General features: G+C 34.3%; 20 protein-coding genes and 4 tRNA genes. 11 read left to right on the top strand and 13 right to left on the bottom strand.

What is annotated here, in order from left to right; genetic code table 11:
* The 4 genes from HCAN_RS08345 (at window position 1) to HCAN_RS07005 (ending at window position 3,503) form a co-directional block, all read left to right on the top strand.
* Window positions 1–237, top strand: coding sequence for a restriction endonuclease subunit S (locus tag HCAN_RS08345; protein ID WP_006656413.1), 237 nt, complete (start codon window positions 1–3; stop codon window positions 235–237).
* Window positions 238–287: 50 nt separating this feature from the next.
* Complete coding sequence (locus tag HCAN_RS08085; RefSeq protein WP_006656412.1) at window positions 288–1,199, top strand: restriction endonuclease subunit S; 912 nt, start codon at window positions 288–290, stop codon at window positions 1,197–1,199.
* Window positions 1,200–1,336: 137 nt separating this feature from the next.
* Window positions 1,337–2,023 carry a RhuM family protein gene (gene rhuM, locus HCAN_RS07010; RefSeq protein ID WP_231232583.1) on the top strand — a complete coding sequence of 229 codons (687 nt, stop codon included), beginning with the start codon at window positions 1,337–1,339 and terminating at the stop codon, window positions 2,021–2,023.
* On the top strand, window positions 2,004–3,503 hold the full coding sequence (locus HCAN_RS07005) for a type I restriction-modification system subunit M (RefSeq protein ID WP_006656410.1): 1,500 nt from the start codon (window positions 2,004–2,006) through the stop codon (window positions 3,501–3,503). Before rhuM ends, HCAN_RS07005 begins: the two co-directional genes overlap by 20 nt.
* 189 nt (window positions 3,504–3,692) lie before the next feature.
* Here the strand turns inward: HCAN_RS07005 and HCAN_RS07000 are convergent.
* The 4 genes from HCAN_RS07000 to HCAN_RS06985 form a co-directional block, all read right to left on the bottom strand.
* Window positions 3,693–3,780 (bottom strand) — tRNA-Ser (locus HCAN_RS07000).
* A 53-nt stretch (window positions 3,781–3,833) separates the two neighbouring features.
* A tRNA-Cys gene (locus tag HCAN_RS06995) sits at window positions 3,834–3,908 on the bottom strand.
* A 29-nt stretch (window positions 3,909–3,937) separates the two neighbouring features.
* Window positions 3,938–4,024: transfer RNA gene (locus HCAN_RS06990), tRNA-Leu, on the bottom strand.
* Window positions 4,025–4,062: 38 nt separating this feature from the next.
* Window positions 4,063–4,137: transfer RNA gene (locus tag HCAN_RS06985), tRNA-Gly, on the bottom strand.
* A 116-nt stretch (window positions 4,138–4,253) separates the two neighbouring features.
* Between HCAN_RS06985 and HCAN_RS06980 the strand changes: the two genes are divergently transcribed.
* From HCAN_RS06980 to radA, 4 genes are all read left to right on the top strand, one after another.
* The gene (locus HCAN_RS06980; RefSeq protein WP_006656409.1) at window positions 4,254–5,231 is read left to right on the top strand and encodes a DUF3298 and DUF4163 domain-containing protein; all 978 of its coding nucleotides are present in this window, start codon (window positions 4,254–4,256) and stop codon (window positions 5,229–5,231) included.
* A 64-nt stretch (window positions 5,232–5,295) separates the two neighbouring features.
* A complete protein-coding gene (locus HCAN_RS06975; protein WP_231232582.1) occupies window positions 5,296–5,925 on the top strand; it encodes a TlpA family protein disulfide reductase in 630 nt (209 codons plus the stop codon).
* Complete coding sequence (gene ftsY / locus HCAN_RS06970) at window positions 5,925–6,812, top strand: signal recognition particle-docking protein FtsY (RefSeq protein ID WP_006656407.1); 888 nt, start codon at window positions 5,925–5,927, stop codon at window positions 6,810–6,812. The genes HCAN_RS06975 and ftsY overlap by 1 nt, the downstream gene beginning before the upstream one ends.
* A 93-nt stretch (window positions 6,813–6,905) precedes the next feature.
* Window positions 6,906–8,249, top strand: coding sequence for a DNA repair protein RadA (gene radA, locus HCAN_RS06965; RefSeq protein ID WP_006656406.1), 1,344 nt, complete (start codon window positions 6,906–6,908; stop codon window positions 8,247–8,249).
* A gap of 43 nt (window positions 8,250–8,292) precedes the next feature.
* On the opposite strand, the gene fliY is transcribed toward radA, so the two are convergent.
* The 9 genes from fliY to aroQ are packed head-to-tail and all read right to left on the bottom strand — an operon-like array spanning window position 8,293 to window position 15,689.
* Window positions 8,293–9,150 (bottom strand): flagellar motor switch protein FliY, encoded by an 858-nt coding sequence (gene fliY, locus HCAN_RS06960; RefSeq protein ID WP_006656405.1) that lies wholly within the window; start codon window positions 9,148–9,150, stop codon window positions 8,293–8,295.
* Between the two features lie 8 nt (window positions 9,151–9,158).
* Window positions 9,159–10,217 carry a flagellar motor switch protein FliM gene (gene fliM, locus HCAN_RS06955; protein ID WP_006656404.1) on the bottom strand — a complete coding sequence of 353 codons (1,059 nt, stop codon included), beginning with the start codon at window positions 10,215–10,217 and terminating at the stop codon, window positions 9,159–9,161.
* Window positions 10,210–10,917, bottom strand: coding sequence for an RNA polymerase sigma factor FliA (locus HCAN_RS06950; protein WP_006656403.1), 708 nt, complete (start codon window positions 10,915–10,917; stop codon window positions 10,210–10,212). Before HCAN_RS06950 ends, fliM begins: the two co-directional genes overlap by 8 nt.
* On the bottom strand, window positions 10,901–11,290 hold the full coding sequence (locus HCAN_RS06945; protein ID WP_006656402.1) for a hypothetical protein: 390 nt from the start codon (window positions 11,288–11,290) through the stop codon (window positions 10,901–10,903). Before HCAN_RS06945 ends, HCAN_RS06950 begins: the two co-directional genes overlap by 17 nt.
* Window positions 11,291–11,308: 18 nt before the next feature.
* Window positions 11,309–12,166, bottom strand: a complete 858-nt coding sequence (locus tag HCAN_RS06940; protein ID WP_006656958.1) for a P-loop NTPase — start codon at window positions 12,164–12,166, stop codon at window positions 11,309–11,311.
* Window positions 12,163–13,560 (bottom strand): flagellar biosynthesis GTPase FlhF, encoded by a 1,398-nt coding sequence (flhF, locus tag HCAN_RS06935; RefSeq protein WP_006656957.1) that lies wholly within the window; start codon window positions 13,558–13,560, stop codon window positions 12,163–12,165. Before flhF ends, HCAN_RS06940 begins: the two co-directional genes overlap by 4 nt.
* Complete coding sequence (folK, locus tag HCAN_RS06930; RefSeq protein ID WP_006656956.1) at window positions 13,557–14,168, bottom strand: 2-amino-4-hydroxy-6-hydroxymethyldihydropteridine diphosphokinase; 612 nt, start codon at window positions 14,166–14,168, stop codon at window positions 13,557–13,559. Before folK ends, flhF begins: the two co-directional genes overlap by 4 nt.
* Window positions 14,143–15,186, bottom strand: coding sequence for a M24 family metallopeptidase (locus HCAN_RS06925; protein ID WP_006656397.1), 1,044 nt, complete (start codon window positions 15,184–15,186; stop codon window positions 14,143–14,145). The genes folK and HCAN_RS06925 overlap by 26 nt, the downstream gene beginning before the upstream one ends.
* A 14-nt stretch (window positions 15,187–15,200) precedes the next feature.
* Entirely contained in the window at window positions 15,201–15,689 is a 489-nt protein-coding gene (aroQ, locus tag HCAN_RS06920) for a type II 3-dehydroquinate dehydratase (protein WP_006656396.1), read from the bottom strand.
* A gap of 185 nt (window positions 15,690–15,874) precedes the next feature.
* Between aroQ and HCAN_RS06915 the strand changes: the two genes are divergently transcribed.
* The 3 genes from HCAN_RS06915 (at window position 15,875) to rsmD (ending at window position 17,587) form a co-directional block, all read left to right on the top strand.
* Window positions 15,875–16,429: a superoxide dismutase family protein gene (locus HCAN_RS06915; protein ID WP_006656395.1), complete on the top strand. Its 555-nt coding sequence runs from the start codon at window positions 15,875–15,877 to the stop codon at window positions 16,427–16,429.
* A 134-nt stretch (window positions 16,430–16,563) separates the two neighbouring features.
* Window positions 16,564–17,007 carry a hypothetical protein gene (locus HCAN_RS06910; RefSeq protein ID WP_006656394.1) on the top strand — a complete coding sequence of 148 codons (444 nt, stop codon included), beginning with the start codon at window positions 16,564–16,566 and terminating at the stop codon, window positions 17,005–17,007.
* Complete coding sequence (gene rsmD, locus HCAN_RS06905; protein WP_006656393.1) at window positions 16,994–17,587, top strand: 16S rRNA (guanine(966)-N(2))-methyltransferase RsmD; 594 nt, start codon at window positions 16,994–16,996, stop codon at window positions 17,585–17,587. Before HCAN_RS06910 ends, rsmD begins: the two co-directional genes overlap by 14 nt.
* Window positions 17,588–17,589: the final 2 nt, after the last annotated feature.

Here is a 17,589-nt window from a genome sequence, read left to right as displayed (position 1 = left end):
ATGACACATTTACCGCAAGGGTGGGAAGTAAAAACAATAGAAGATGTGTGTAAAAATTCAAACTCGAATTTAGCCTTAAAAGATATAAAAGATAAAAGTGGAGATTATCCTGTTTTTGGTGCAAGTGGCATAGTTGGTTATGTGGATTTTTTTCATAAAGCTCAAGAATGTTTAGGCATAATTAAAGATGGTGCAGGGGTTGGAAGAGTCTTTGTTTTACCTAAACAATCATCATAATAGGCACTTTAAGCTATTTAGAAAACAATGAAACTACGAATCTCAAATATTTGTTCTACTTTCTTAAAAATCTAGATTTTTCAAAATATATTTTAGGTTCGGCAATTCCACATATTTATTTTAGAGATTATAAAAAAGAGCAGATTCCACTTCCGCCGCTAGAAGAGCAGATGAGAATTGTAAAGATTCTAGATTCTGCGTTTGAAAAGATTGATAAAAGCGTGGAGTTGCTCAAGGCAAATCTTGCCAATCTCGATGAGTTAGCCCAAAGTGTGCTTGATAGAGCCTTTAATCCTTTGGGAGATTCTATAGATTCTACAGAATCTACACAGAATCCTAGCACACACGATACACAATCTCCCTATCCCCTCCCGCAACATTGGGAATGGAAAACCTTGGGGGAGATCGGAGAAATTATTACAGGTAGCACCCCTAGCAAAAATAATCCAAAGTTTTATGGCAATGACTATCCATTATTTAAACCTAGTGATTTAGGGAGTGGTAATACTATTAAAGCGAGTGATAATCTTTCAAAATTAGGTTTTGAAAATGCAAGAAAGCTTCCCAAAAATACACTTCTTGTTGTGTGTATTGGGGCTTCTATTGGAAAAATTGGCTTAAGTGGAATTATTGGAAGTTGTAATCAACAAATTAATGCCATTATTCCAAGCCCTAATGTCTTATCAAAGTATTTATTTTTTGTGTGTCATAGCAAATATTTTCAATCCATTCTTAAAAAAAATGCCTCGCAAACTACTTTGCCTATCATCAATAAAACTGAATTTTCAAAGCTTGAAATCCCCCTCCCAAAAGACATAAAAGAGCAAGAGCAAATCGCTATGCACTTAGATTCTGTCTTTGATAAGATACAAAAGCTAAAAGAGCTTTATAACGCACAGCTACAAGACTATGAGGAGCTTAAGCAATCCCTGCTTAATCAAGCTTTTAGCGGAAAGTTATAAATGTTAAAAAATTTGCCAAACTTTAACACAACAGCAAGATATGTTAAAAATTTTGGATTTTTTTAACATATTATCAAAGGATAACAATGCAAAAAAGCATAAAACGAAATCTTACTATGGATTTTTTAAGCTTTAGTTTGGAAAATCAAGAAGAGTTTTTAGAAGTAGTTTATAAAAACGATGATATATGGCTTAGTGTTGCTTTAATGGCTAAATTATTTGAGTGCTCTAGTGATAATATTTATTTGCATATCAATAATATCTATAAAGAAAACGAACTTGATAAAAATTTAACTTCCGAGGAAATCTCGGTAGTTCAAAAAGAAGGAAAAAGGGAGGTTAAAAGAAAAATAACATTCTATAATCTTGATGCTATTATAAGCGTAGGATATAGGATAAATTCTTATAAAGCTACAAAATTTAGACAATGGGCTACAACAATTTTAAAGCAATTTAGCATCAAAGGATATGTGCTGGATAAAGAACGCTTGAAAAATGGTAGCGTAATAGATAAAAACTATTTTGATGAGCTTTTAGAATTAAATCGTATAGTAGGTATGTATCTTGACTATGCTGAAGATAGGGCAAAGAAAAATATAGCAATGACTATGCAAGATTGGAAAGATAAGCTTGATAGTTTTTTAGAATTTAATGAAAGAGAAATTCTAAAAGATAATGGTAAAATCAGTAAAAAAATAGCAGATGATTTTGCCAAAGAAGAATTTCATAAATTTAGAGTTATTCAAGACAAAAATTATAAATCAGATTTTGATAAAGCTATTTTAAAAGCTTTAAAGGATAATAATGCAAAACACAATCGATAGAATCACAGACATACTAAGGCGTGATGATGGTATAAGTGGTGCGATGCACTATAGCGAGCAGATTAGCTGGATATTGTTTTTGAAGTTTTTAGATGATTATGAAAGAGAATTAAAAGATGAAGCGTTTTTGAATGATGTGCCTTATGCAAGTATTTTGGATTCTCAGTATGCGTGGCAGAGTTGGGCAGCACCCAAAAAAGATGGCAAACTTGATGTGAAAAATGCGCTAAGTGGAAGTGATTTGCTAGAGTTTGTCAATAACGAGCTTTTCCCTTATCTCAAAAGTTTCAAAAACAATGAGGACTTTAAAAGTATCGCGTATAAAATCGGTGGAATCTTTGAATTTATCGACAATAGAATCGCCAATGGACACACGCTAAGAGAAGTGATAAACCTCATCGATGAGCTTAGCTTCAGCAAAGAAAGTGATGTATTTGCACTAGGTGATGTGTATGAGAAACTGCTCAAAGATATGGGAAGCGATGGCGGTAATAGTGGGGAGTTTTATACGCCAAGGGCGTTGGTTAAAGTAATGGTAGAAGTTATCAACCCTAAGCCAAAAGAGAGAATCTATGATCCAGCGTGTGGGAGTTGCGGATTTTTGGTGGAGAGCTTTTTGCATATTTTGTATGAAGATAGGGCAAAAGGACAAAAAGCAAATCTAAGCGTAGAGGAGCTAGAGTTTTTGCAAAAAGATGCACTCTTTGGCAAAGAAAAAACGCCACTTAGCTATGCTATGGGGGTTATGAATATGATACTTCACGGGATAAAATCCCCAAATATTATCAAAACAAACACACTAAGCAAGAGAATAACAGACATAACAGAGAGTGAAAGATACGAAGTCATACTTGCAAATCCTCCTTTTGGTGGCAAAGAAAAAGAACAGATTCAGGGCAATTTTATCGTGCCTTCCAACGCTACAGAGCTTTTATTTTTGCAACATATCCTAAAATCACTCAAAACCAATGGTAGATGCGCGATTATCGTGCCTGAAGGGGTGTTGTTTCAAAATTCAAATGCCTTTGTGAAAGTCAAGCAAGATTTGATAGAAAACTATAACCTAGAATGTGTGCTAAGCCTACCTAGTGGCGTGTTTCTCCCCTATAGTGCAGTAAAAACCAATGTGCTATTTTTCTCCAAAGGGTTAAGGGGCATTGTAGATGAGCAAGATAGCAATGTGTATTATTATGAGCTTATCCCGCCTTATAAACTCACCAAAAATAAGCCTTTGGAATATGTGCATTTTAAAGAATTTTTGGAGTGCTACAAACAACGAAAAATCACACCGCATTCTTATCTTGTGAGTTTGGAGGAACTAAAAGCAAGGAATTATGATCTAAGTGCCAAAAATCCCAATACAAAAGAGGAAAAATCCTTGCGTGAAGTGGGTGCGATTTTAGAATCTTTGCACAATACCCAAAATCAAGTGATGACACTTTTGGGAGAGCTAGAAACACAAATACACACAAAGATTTGAAATTTACATACGCTAAATTGCTTTTAAAGCAGGGAGTATAAGTGATTTTATATATACCACCTTATGCTTTTTAAAAATTTTTAGTTGTATTTAGGTGGAGTATTGAAGCTTGAAGCGTTGTTATTTTAGGGATTTTAAGATTTTGTGGTATTTTATTTACTATAAGAGTTTATAGAGACTATAAAAGTGTGGCCGGGAGAGAGGGATTCGAACCCCCGGAGGTGTTACCCTCAACGGTTTTCAAGACCGCCGCTTTCGACCACTCAGCCATCTCCCGAAAAATGTAAAATACTAAAAAACTAAAAGTTTATTTTATAAAGCATTATAAAGTGGAGGCGACACCCAGATTCGAACTGGGGAATCAAGGCTTTGCAGGCCCATGCCTTACCGCTTGGCTATGTCGCCACCATTTTGATTATTTCATCACCATTTAGTGGTGCCCGGGGCCGGACTTGAACCGGCACGGACGCAATGTCCGAGGGATTTTAAGTCCCTTGTGTCTACCATTTCACCACCCGGGCAAACATTATTAAAAGTCATTACTTTTATGATTTAAAAATGGAGCGGGAGACGGGGATCGAACCCGCGGCCCCAACCTTGGCAAGGTTATGCTCTACCACTGAGCTACTCCCGCATAAAAGCAAGGGTAAAATTATAGCAATGCTTTTAAAAAAAATCAATAGTTTTGTGCAAAAAATCAAAAATAATGTTAGAATCTTTTAAAGATTTTTTGAATTCAAAGGGCGGATAATGCAAACTAGGGCGATTTTATTAAAAGTGTTTGTAGGCGTAATGTTGGCATTTACAAATGGTTTTGGAATGCAGGGTGAGGATATTACTTATACGATTTATCGTTTTGACAAAGGGAAATTATATCTTGCACAAAATGCACAAGGAATTTTGTTTGCTGGAGTGAAGAATCAAAAGTTTCAAAGCTGTGAAATATCGCCCAATAAGGTTTTGGAAAATGGAAAGCTAGAGTGTGGAGAAGAGAGTTTTATGATTGAAAATGGAAAGATTCAAGATGAAGTTGTGCTTGAAGATTCTTTTAATCTCAAAAGTCAAGAGATTGTCTATCAATATTCTGAAGATAGCCCAAGCCAAGTTAGCGTTTTGGTGTTATGCTCTAATGATTCTAAGATTCAAAACCTTTTAGAATTAATGTATCAAAAAGAATTTAATTGCACAAACATTAGAGAAACTTTTTTGCCTTCTTTGAAAGAATCAATGCAGGAATATTTGAAAAATACCGAAGGAATGGAAGCTTTGGAATATCTTAAGAAGTTTCCTTTGGAAGAAACGATTAAAGATAGACTTTATTATTTTGATGATGAGATTTTAGTGTTTGAAAAAATGAGTTATCTCTATACGGGAGGAGCTCACGGAAATTATGGAAAATGGGGTGTTGTAGTCTCAAAAAAGGAAGGAATTATTCCGCTTAATGAAATGATTGATTTAAACAATTTGGAGTTAAAAAGGCTTCTTTGGGAGGAATATCAAAAGTATCTTGCAAAAGTTGATGATGCAGTGCAAGATTATATTGATTTTGAAAATTTTAAGGTATCTGATGCTATTTTGTTTGGTTATGATGGAATGATTTTTATTTATCAGCCTTATGAGATTATGCCTTATGCTTATGGTATTGTGGAGCTTAAATTGCCTTTGGAAGTCATTGAGAAATTTGGTGATTTTAGTCATTCTGCTTTGGGGTATTTATTTACAAAATAAGCTTTTTAATGTGGTTTTTCTTTTTGGGAGTGTATAATTTTTTCTTTATTTTAGGAGAGTAGATTTGAAAAAAGTAATCTTAGCATTGATGATTTTAGGAATTGGATTGTTTTTTAATGCTTGTGAGAAGCCAAAAGAGACTTTGGAAACCACTCAAGAGCAAGCAACTTTAGAAAATTTAAATATTTTGATGAATAATGGAGAGAAGCTTATTATTAATCAAAGAAACACACAAGACAAAAATCATAATTTTAAAAATATTGAACCTAAAAAAGCAAATGTTTTGCAGGATTTGCTTGTTACTTCAGATAAAAAGAATATAAAGTTATTGTTTTTTTTCACGACTTGGTGTGAGCCTTGTGTGGCTATTTTGTCTCATTTAGAGAATCTACAAAAGCAATTTGGCGATGAAATTGGTATTTATGGAATTGCTATTGATGATTTGGTTGGGGAAACGGAAAATTTTCAAGAAAGTGTTGAGGTTTTTATTCAAGAGAATCAATATTTTTTGCCTTTGGCGTATGGAAAAAATAGAGAAGAGCTTTTTTCAGCTTTAGGAGGAATTGATGGAATCCCTCTTATTGTATTATATGATGAAAAAGGGGAATATATTATTCATTATTTAGGGGCAATTCCAGAGGAAATGATGGAGTTTGATTTATCGCAGAGTGTAGCAAAAATGAGGACAAAATAATGTTTGATATTTTAAAAAGAACTTTACAGAAAACAACACAAAGCATTAAAGAAATATTGCCAAAAGCCCATAAAAAACTTACTAAAGAAGAATTAGAAGAAGTGTTAATTGCTACGGATATGGATTATGATTTAATTGAATTAATCCTTTCTCCATTAGGTGATGAGATTAGTAAAAATGAACTTGAAGTTGCATTGCTTAGGCTTTTTAGGGGAGAGAGTTATTATGATAAAGTGCAAGCTAAGCAAGTGGAGGCTAAGCCTTGTGTGGATTTGATTGTTGGAGTGAATGGAGCGGGCAAAACTACAACAATTGCAAAGTTAGCTAATCGCTACAAAAAACAAGGTAAAAGTGTCATTTTAGGGGCAGGGGATACTTTTAGGGCAGCAGCTATTGAACAATTAACCCTTTGGGGGAATCGTCTTGGCATCCCTGTGATTGCTTCTAAGCAAGGACACGATCCATCTGCAGTAGCCTTTGATACTATTACTTCAGCGGTGGCAAAAGGGATTGATTGTGTGATTATTGATACTGCAGGGAGATTGCATAATCAAAGTAATTTGCAAAATGAATTACAAAAAATCTTGCGAATCTGTAATAAAGCAAAAGAGGGTGCGCCCCATAGAAAAATTTTAATTTTAGATGGCACACAGGGCACTTCTAGCCTAGATCAAGCCAAGGTTTTTAGCCAAACTTTGGGCGGTATTGATGGAGTGATTATTACCAAACTTGATGGGACGAGTAAGGGTGGGGCTATTTTTAGTATCATTTATACTTTGCGTGTGCCTATTCTTTATATTGGGGTAGGAGAGGGTGCAGAAGACTTGGTAGAGTTTGATGAAAGCAAATATATTCAGACAATTTTAGATTCTATTTTTGATTCTTAAAATACCAAGTGATAGATTTTGCCACTAGTTTTTGGATGTTTGCAAGTTTTAAACAAGATTTATCTTTGAGAGTGGGTGCATAAGAGGATTAAAATGGCAAAGAAAAAAGCACAAATCTTTGAATGCCAACATTGTGGATTTCAAAGCTCAAAATGGCTTGGAAAATGCTCTAATTGTGGTGCTTGGGAGAGTTTTTTAGAATTAAAAGAAGAACACATAGAAGCTTTTAGTTCTTTAAAGCAAACTTCAAAAGTTACGCCCATTACAGAAGTTAAAGAAGAGGAATTTATTCGCTTTAGTTCTGGAGAGAGTGAGCTTGATATTGTGCTTGGCGGTGGAATCGTGCTTGGCGGAATGTATCTTGTGGGTGGAAGTCCTGGGGTTGGAAAATCAACTTTATTGCTTAAGATTTCTAGTAATCTTGCAAAAATAGGTAAAAATGTCCTTTATGTAAGTGGTGAGGAAAGTAGTTCGCAAATTGCCTTGCGTGCGGAGCGATTAGAAGCGATGAATCCGAATCTATATCTTTTAAATGCGATTCAATTAGAAGAAATTATCGCAGCTATTAAAAACAAAGATCGCAATTATACGATGCTTGTAATTGATAGTATTCAGACTCTTTATAGTGAGAAAATTGCTTCAAGCCCTGGAAGTGTTTCGCAGGTGCGTGAAGTAACTTTTGAATTAATGCGATTGGCTAAAGAATGGGGAATTTGTGTTTTTATTATTGGGCACATTACAAAAGAAGGATCTATTGCAGGTCCTAGAATCTTAGAGCATATGGTAGATTGTGTGCTATATTTTGAGGGAGATTCTAGTCGCGAATTAAGATTCCTAAGGGGTTTTAAGAATCGCTTTGGAAATACTAGTGAGGTTGGGATTTTTGAGATGAGGAGCAATGGGCTTGTAGGAGCTAAAGAAGCATCAAAAATATTTTTTTCCCAAAGAACTTCAAGTCCTGGAAGTGCCTTAAGTGTAGTTTTGGAGGGTAGTAGGGCATTGGTTTTGGAGGTTCAAGCCTTAGTGAGTGATTGTGCTTATGGTATGCCAAAGCGAGCTAGCACAGGTTTTGATACAAATCGTTTAAATATGATTTTAGCTTTATTGGAGAGAAAGCTTGAGATACCGCTTAATCGCTACGATGTTTTTATTAATGTAACAGGCGGGATTAAAATTTTAGAAACAGCTGCGGATTTAGCCATTGTTGCAGCGATTCTTTCAAGCTTTCGCAATCGTGTGTTATCATCACAAAGCGTGTTTATTGGTGAAGTAAGTTTAGTGGGAGATATTAGAGAAGTTTCTAATGTAGAACAAAGACTTAAAGAAGCATTATCTCTAGGGATTGACAAGGCAATTTTACCCAAAAAACCTCCGCAAAATTTAGGTATTAAATGCTTTGAAGTCCAAGAAGTTACAAAAATTATTGATTGGATGTGATTTGCTATAAACGCCTTAAAGGATTTGATATTATTTTAAGGCTTTACATAAGTTGTTCGATTCTATCTTTTTTAGGAGCTATTTCTGTAATTTGGATTCCAAAGTTTCCATCAACAATGACCACTTCTCCTTTAGCAATCACTTTATCATCCACTAAAACCTCTAATGGATCATTTGCAAGTTGATTTAATTCAACAACGCTTCCTATATCCATAGCAATGACATCTTTTAAAAGCATTTTTTTCTGCCCGATTCGCACTTTGACTTGCAAACGCACATCAAGCAACATTGCCATATTTTTCATTTCTGCGTTATTGAGTTCTAAAGCAGCATTGTCTTGGTGATTTGTATTTTGAATCGAAGGTTGTGGTGTTTCTTGGTTGGTTTCTTGGGAATTTTCTTTAAAGAGATTTTCAAACTCTTCTGAAAAGGCTAAAAATAGGGAGTCTTGAATAGTTCCTAGATTAAAAGAGAAAGTATAAAAATTTGTGAAGCGATCGGTTTCTAAGTCCGCAGTTTCGCTAATAAAATGAATGTCTTTAAGGCTAAAACTAAGTTTTGGAAGTTCCTTTTGTGCACCAAGTGAAGTAGAAACTGCCCCAAAAATATTAGACACAATTTCTTTGGTTGCATCTAAATCATCATCATCCATTGTTTCTTTCGTGCTACCTTCTCCTCCTAGCATCATATCAGCAAGGGCAGTCGCGACTTTTGGAGAAATGAAAAAAGCAAGTTTAGCACCATTGTCTGCTTCAATATCCACTCTAGCCATAGGAGCTTGGAGTGCAGATTTATCGCCATCTTTTTCTTGTAAGTGGCTAACATCTGGAGCTTGACCTAATAAACCTTCAATAGTAGAGATACTTTCTTGCGTGATGAGATTTAAAAAATTATTAAGCATATTTTCTCCTATTCATCTTCGATTTCATTTGCTCTTGATTTACGTTGTGATTCAAGCATTTCTAAGATTTCTTTGACTTGATCTTTTTCGGTTTTTATCATTTCTTTGATTTCAATGGTTTTGCGGTATCGGTGTAGCCCAATACTTGCTAAGAATTTTTCCCTGCCATCTACATTAATAATCACGGTGTCATCAGCAGGTCGATCAAGTCTCATAATATCGCCCACTTCCAAATCCAAAATTTCTCTTAATGTGAGTTTTGTTTCTCCAAGGATTGCAGCAACATTAACTTTAGCTCCACCTAAAAGGGCTTGAAGTTCTTTATTGCGAGATTTTTTGGAGCTAGTTTCGCTTAACATAATATCGCGACTAGCAAGGCGAGAAAGAACGGATTCTAGAGAAATAACAGGATAGCAAAGATTCATCATTCCGCTGCTATGCCCTATGATGATTTCCATAACCACCATAATAACAATTTCATTTTGCGCAACGATTTGCACAACATTGGGGCTTGATTCTTTAACATCCACATTAGGAAAAATTTCTGTAATAGGCGCCCACGCTTCTTTTAAGTTTTGCATCATTTGGCGTAAAATAGTATCTAATAAATTAAGTTCAATGTCACTAAATTCACGCGTTGATTCATAAGGATCGCCTTTGCCCCCTAAAAGTCTATCAATCATAGGGAAAGCGATACTTGGGTTAATTTCTAAAACGCCCGTTCCATCAAGGGGTTTCATAGAGAAGACATTGAAGCTTGTTGGGCTTGGTAAACTCATTAAGAATTCTCCATAAGTCATTTGATCTACGCTATGGAGTTGAATCTCAACGATAGATCGCATAATAGCCGAAATTTGGCTAGAGAGAGAACGAGCCATTTTATCGTGAATCCCTCTAAAAGCTCTTAATTGTTCCTTGCTAACGCGATTGGGACGCTTAAAATCATAGAGGGTAATTTGTCTTTGATGAATGGTAGCAGGTTTCTCAAAGCTTTCTGGCTCTGTCCCTTCATCATCCACGACTTCTAGTAGTGCATCAATTTCTTCTTGACTTAATATATCAGCCATCTATCCCCCTTTCTTCAAGGTATGCTCTAATTTTGCGAATCACAGATTTATGAATTTGTGAAATCCTTGATTCACTAATTTCTAGAATTTCTGAAATTTCTTTAAAGCTTAATTCTTCATAATAATAAAGTTGTATCACAAGTTGTTCATTTTTTGATGCAGATTCTAAGATATTTTGAATGATTCCAATTAATTCTTGTTTTTCTATTTTATTGTAAGTTTTATCTTCTTGTGCTGCACTTAATTCTTCATCTAGGGGCAAGATTCCATAGATTTCACTAGCATTCCTTGCTTCTTTTATTTTTTCAATATCTTCATTTAAGACTTTACTAAGATAAGCATTATCGGGTTCTTCTTGGTATTCATTGTAATATTTTGAAATTTCTTTGTTGATGCTTTTTATCAGCGTTCTTGTGTGGCGACTCATACAATCAAGCCCCCTTAAATAGTCAAGCATAGCTCCATAAACCCTTGATTTTGCATAGCCCCAAAAAGAGTCATTAAGATTTTGATCGTATTTGCGTGCAAGCTTGATAAGCTCTTCTGTGCCTATGGACACTAAATCAGCAAATTCCACATTAGCAGGTAATCTCTCCTTTAGTCGAGCTGCAAGTGCTTTGAGTGCTGGTAAATAGTCTAATGCTAGATTATCTTGATTTTGTTTGATGATATTTTCATATCCCTTAGAAGTTTTCAGCATTAGTTTTTTCTTTCTTTGATTTACTTATTTGAGTGGCTTGATCTTCTTGTTCTTCCTCTCGCATAGTTTTTTCCATAGCACGTAAGAAGCCACGAATTTTGTTTGCGACTTTTTCTCGTTTGTCAAATTCTTGAATATATTCTTCTAATGTTGCATTATAAGAAGTGCGTTTATCGTGAGTTTCTTGATCATTAACAAAACGCACAAAAAGAGAAACGCTTACTAAAGTGATTAAATAAAATCCTATGGTTGAAATAAGAGTCCAAGCGACAATCATTTCTGGTTCATCGAATTTTAAAAAGGATAATAAAAGTCCGATAAAAAATCCATTTACAATCGCAAAACTTAAGAAATTATCCATTTTTAATGCCATAAATTTATCCTTAAATGTTTAAAAATGTCCTAAAATTTTCTTGAGAAATTTCCCAAACTTTTTATCTTCTTGCACTAGCACATTTTGTTCCAATTTTGCAGCTAAGGATCTTGCGATTTTTTCTATTTCCATTGAAGCGTTGCAGTTTGGTTCTTCTTTGACAAAAAGAGCACGATTTTTGCTATAGCGATTAATAAGCGGTGTTTTGGTGAGTTTGCCGAGATATTCTAAGCGAATATTTTCAATATTGCTTTGTGCAATTTTTTGGATTTTATTAAAAATCATTTCGGCTTCTTCTTGATTTTTTGCCATATTAATAAGCATAAAGATTCTGTCTTTGAAATTAGCAGCAAGTTTGATCGTGGCATAAGCATCGGTGATAGCTGCTGGATCGGGGATTGTAATAACAATGGAATCATCGCTATTTTTTAAAAAAGTTTGGGTGTATTCGCCAATCCCTGCTCCTGTATCAATCAAGATAAAATCTAAAGAATCTAAAAGGCTAGAATCTTCAATAAGAGTTTCAAACATAAACTCACTTTTATAGCGAAAAATATCTGTGCCTGAATCACCTGGAATCAAATAAAGATTATGTTCTATGGGGATAATAATATCTTTTAGCTTGGCTTGATTTTTTAGCACATGTAAGAGGTTTTTTTCGCATCGAACTCCAAAGAGAATATCTAAGTTTGCAAGTCCAATATCAGCATCAAAAATCCCAACTTTGAAACCCAATTGCCAAAGTTTATAGGCAAGATTTGCACTAAAGGTGGATTTTCCAACTCCACCTTTTCCGCTTGTAATAGTGATGAATTTGGTGTTTATTTTTTTTGTTGTGTCAAGGAGAAGTTCTAAATTTGCAGCTTGATTTTTCATGATCGAACTAATCCATCTAACAAGCAATCAATTAAAAAATCGCTGGTAGCAACCATTAAATCATTAGGCACTTCTTGCCCAATTGAGAAATAGCTAGTTGCCTTTTTGGTTTCATAGATAAGCGAGAAAATATTCCCATAGCTATGGGTTTCATCTAACTTAGTAAAAATGAGTGTATCGATGCCTAGTGTGGAAAAGGTGTGATAAATGTCTTTTAAATCCTCATATTTTGTAGTCGCACTCATTACAAGGCTTACATCAATTTTTGTATTGGGATCGGCATTGACAAAGCTTTTGAGCGATTCAAGTTTGGATCTATCGTGTTGGGAGCTTCCTACCGTGTCAATTAAGATGTAATCACAATATTTTAGCGAATCAAGGGCATTAATAAATTCTTCTGTATCTACAACGGTGTCAATGCTTAGTTTCATTTTTTTGGCATAAAACATAAGTTGATCTACCGCACCAATTCGGTAGGTATCAAGAGTGATGATTCCAACTTTATAGTTTTTATTAAGCATTCTAGAGTAACGCGCAGCAAGTTTGGCTAAAGTTGTGGTTTTGCCTACTCCAGTTGGACCTACAAGCATCATAATATTTTTAACATTGCTATTTAGATTTTCTGTTCTTGCATAGACCATTTTGCGTAAAACTTCACGAAAATAACGCTTAATTAGCACGGAATTTTCACGCATTTTAATAGGCATTAATTCTAAAGTAAGCTGCATAATTTTTTCTAAATGCTCCCTAGCCATTCCACTAGCTTTGGCAATACGATAGATTTCTGCAAATTCATGAGGGATAATCAATCCTTCTTTTTTGGGTCCTTTCTCTTCCCAAAACATATTTTGTATGAGTTTGATTTTGTCATTAAGTTTATCGATTTCACCACGAATAATGCGTAAATTTGATAGATCTTGAGCTTCTTCTTGTTTTTTTGCCTTGGTGGTTTCTTTAGGCTTTTTGGGAGTGGAATCATCTTTGATTTGAGGCGATGGAGATTCTTTTGGGTAAGTGGATTTTGGTGGAATCTTGGTATTAACTCCAGCAATTTGAGAGATTTGACGCACTGCATCAGAGAGTTGCAAGGAAACATCTTCAGGTAGATTCTGCAGACTTTGTGCTGCGCGTTTTCTTTCTAATTCTTTTTGGGCAATAAGTTCTAGGCGTTCTGCAATATTGTTATTTTTAATGGGAGGTGTTTGTTCTTGCTTGGTTTGTTCTTGTTTAGTTTTGAGTTGTTTTAAATCTTCTTCGCTAATGGCAACAGAGATTTCATAGTTACCATCGGCAAGTTTTTTTTGCGAGATGATGGAAAATTCATCGCCGAGTTCCTTTTTGGCTTCTGCTAAAGCAAGGGCAGAAGTTTCAGCATTATAAGTAAATAATTTCATAAAAATCCTTTAAGAGGGATAGTTACACTCGGTCTATTTGCCCATTCTTTGTGTGGAATGCACAAATGTTTGAAGCAAATAGTTTTGTTTTTAAATCCCAAAATGTCAAGATCTAAAGTCCTTGGTGCGTTTTTAAATTCTCTTTTTCTTTTACGCCCAAAAATTCTCTCTAAGTAAAAACAAAAACTAAAAAAATCGGCGTAACAAAGTTTTGTTTTAATCCAAATTATACCATTAAAAAAATCAGCTTGTTTGGTGTATCCAAAGGCTGGATTTTTTAAAAAAGGCGAATAAGCAATTATAGCATTTTTCTTTTTGAGCCTTAAAAAAAGTTTCCAAAAAATTGCCAAAGAATCACCTTGATTGCTACCAATGCCTAAGAGGGCATAGGATTGTAATTTTTGTTTATTTTTAAATAAATCATAAGGACTTGGTTGGCGTATGAATCGGAATTTTGGGATTTTTCTTGCAAGAGAAAAGGTATTGTTTTTGGGGAAGTGTTTGGGGATGTAAAGCAAAAAATCTTTTTTAAGTGGAATGATTTTGTAAGATTTGTTTCCAAAATAAGAAATCAAGTGGGGTTTATTCTCCAAGAATTCTTGCTCCATTGCTTTCTATAACCACTAAATCTTCGATTCTAACTCCGTATTTATTTGGAATATAAATGCCAGGTTCAATAGAAAAAACCATTCCCTCTTCTATGCGGGTTTTTGAGCGTGCTGAAATAATAGGAAGTTCGTGAATGTCTAAGCCTATGCCATGACCTGTAGAATGCACGAAATATTTACCATAACCTGCTTTTTCAATGACATCGCGTGCTAAAGCATCAATTTCACAGGCTAACATTCCAGCTTTAGCGTGTTTAATAGCATTTTTTTGAGCTTTTAAAACAATATCATAGATTTTTTGAAGTGTTGAATCTTTGAAGTGTTGCTCTTTTTTGAAGTTAAAGCCGTTTTTGCTAAAATACCCTGTCCTTGTCCTATCTGAGCAATACCTTTGGTATTTTATTCCGGCATCAAAAAGCAATAAATCGCCTTTTAAAAGTAGATCATTAGAAGGTAGGGCGTGTGGTTTTGCAGCATTTGCATTGATTCCAACGATGGGATTAAAACTTAAATCGTATTTGCCTTTTTTGGTTAAAAAGGCTTGGGATTTAAAATGTAAAAAAGCCTCACTTCTGTCTTTGGCATTTTTAGAAATCCACGCTGCAAACTTGTCAAAGGCTTTAATATTTAGCTTTTGAGAATGCTCAATGAGTGCAATTTCTTCTTTGGTTTTACAGATTCGTTTTTCTTGGTGGAAATTGGGCTTGGGTAGGAAATTAATTTTTAAACCACTAGTGAGTTTTTCATAAAAATAGAGTGAAAACTCTTGTGGATTAAAAATAAAGGTAGCCTTTTCGTGTTTTTTAAGAATATTTCTTGCAGTGCGTATGAGATCGTGACTGATGAGAATTTCAATCTCATATTGGGTGCTTTTAATATGTTCTTTTGCTTCTGTCTCATAGCGACCATCGGTGATAAAGTATCCCTTTTGATCAATGGCTAAAAAAATTGCATTATCACAACTATAATGTGTTTCAAAATAAAGGGCATTTTCGTCTTTGATAATGAAATTTTCCATATTTGATAAGCTTGTTATGAATTTGCGTTAGCTTGAGCTTGTTGTTCTCTAGCTTGTTTGATAGCTTGAATTTCATTGAGAATTTGCGAAAGACCTTGTAAGGCTAAATGGTAGCCCATAGGACCAAATCCCGCAACAACTCCAGCACAAACTCCTGCGGTTATGCTTTTGTGGCGAAATTCTTCTCTTGCATGGATATTACTAATATGCACTTCAATAGTAGGAAGATTGACAGCACTAATGGCATCACGAATAGCAATAGAAGTGTGAGAATAAGCAGCAGGATTGATGACAATTCCATCATATTGTCCAAGTGCTTCTTGGATTTTATCAACAATTTCTCCTTCAAAATTGCTTTGGAAAAAATCCACTTCTAAGCCGATTTGTTCGGCGTGTTTTTGAATATTTTGGTGAATTGTTTCAAGTTTGGCAGGTCCATAGATTCTAGGATCTCTAATGCCTAGCATATTAAGATTTGGACCTTGGATAACAATCACTTTCATAAAAAACTCCTTGAAATAAATTGCAAGGATTATAGCAAAAAAACATATAAAGCTTATTAAAACTAAAGATTTTAGCGAAATTGAGTTTTAAAATGAAAGATGTTTTTTTGAAAATATTCTTATTTTTAAATCAATATGGTAAAATGTTTTTTGCCTTTAAAAATATTGATATAAGGAGTGAAATAATGGTTAAAAAAATTGTAATGGGTGCATTTGCTTTGGGTATGGTTTCTAGCTTTTTAATAGCTCAAGATGAAACAAAACTTTATAATCCTAAATCTGAGAAGAATCATCTTGCTATTAAAATGGAAATTTTAGGCAATAATGGTAATGTTGAGGCAGGAGAGATTATTGCTGTGGAAACTCAATATGGAGTAGCCTTTTATCCAAATTTAAAGGGCATTGAGAGTGGTATCCATGGATTCCATGTGCATACTAATCCTGATTGTGGTGCTACTGAAAAGGGCTTAGGAATGAAAGCAGGTGGGCATTGGGATCCACAAGAGACTAAAGCACATTCTTTTCCTTGGTTTGATAATGGACATAAAGGAGATTTACCAGCATTGTATTCAGATTCTAAACAGGAAGTTAAAACCCCCGTTTTGGCACCTAAAATCAAAACTTTGCAAGAATTGAAAAATCATTCCTTAATGATTCATGTAGGTGGTGATAATTATCACGATCATCCGCAGGCTTTAGGCGGTGGAGGCGCTAGAATGGTGTGTGGAGTGATTAAATAATATCTATAAACTGAAAACAAGGATTTATCCTTGTTTTTGACTTTTTTTCTTACTTAAACCTTTCCTCTTACTTTTTTGTATTTTTTTTAATATAATGTTTTAAAATTTTTCTTTGTAGAATTTAAGGAAAAAGTATGAAAATAGCTCTTATTAGTGATTCTCTTTTATTGGGTAAAACTTTGGAAATGTATTTAAAAGATTATTTGACGAGTTATAAATTTTGTGATTTTGTGGTTGCTACCCAGCCTATAGATTCTCAAAAACCTGTTTTTTTGATTGGTGAATATGAAAATGCTAGTTTAAATAAGCCTTTTACTAAAGAGGTTTTGATTGATAGATTGCAAAGATTTTTTGAAAGGATTCAAAAACAAGAAGAAAATAAAGAAGAAGAGGAGATTAAACAAGCTAATGTTGAGAGTGCAAATTGGCGTGAAATGCTAAGTGATTTGGAATTTCAAAAACAAGAAAAAAGAGATGATGTTTTGCATGAGAAGATTCGAGATGTCTTGGAGAGATATGCAAGGGAGATTGAGGGCATTATTTTAGAGCATTGGAAGGAAAGCTATGCAGATAGATAATTCAAAAAAAGCTACTTTAAAGGTTATTGGTGGAATTTTTAAAGGAAGAAATCTTCAAATGGCTCCTTTGGAGATTACTCGTTCTTCTAAAGCAATCTTAAAAGAATCGCTTTTTAATACATTAAATTGCGATGTAGTAGGATCTAATTTTGTGGAATTTTTTGCAGGGAGTGGGAGTATTGGCATTGAGGCATTAAGTAGGGGAGCTAAAAGTGCTATATTTTTTGAACAGAATAGAGAATCTTATGAAGTTTTAAAAAGTAATATTCAAAAGGTTTGCAAAGATTGTGATTGCCAGATTATTTTTGGTGATACTTTTGAAAATTATAAAGAAACACTAAAGGGAATTAAGGATTTTAGCATTGGGTATTTTGATCCACCTTTTGATATGCGTGAGGGAATGGAGGGAATCTATGAGAAATGTTTTAAGATAATTAAGAGCTTGGATTCTAATGTTTTTGGCATTGTGGTGTTAGAGCATATTTCTAGCCTTAGAATCCCCCAAAATTTAGGTGATTTTGAGTGTGTAAAAACAAGAAAATTTGGCAAAAGTGCTTTAAGTTATTTTGTAAAAGGATGAAT

Source organism: Helicobacter canadensis MIT 98-5491 (assembly GCF_000162575.1).
In the GTDB taxonomy this organism is placed as follows: domain Bacteria; phylum Campylobacterota; class Campylobacteria; order Campylobacterales; family Helicobacteraceae; genus Helicobacter_D; species Helicobacter_D canadensis.
This window is presented reverse-complemented; position numbering and strand designations above follow the sequence as displayed.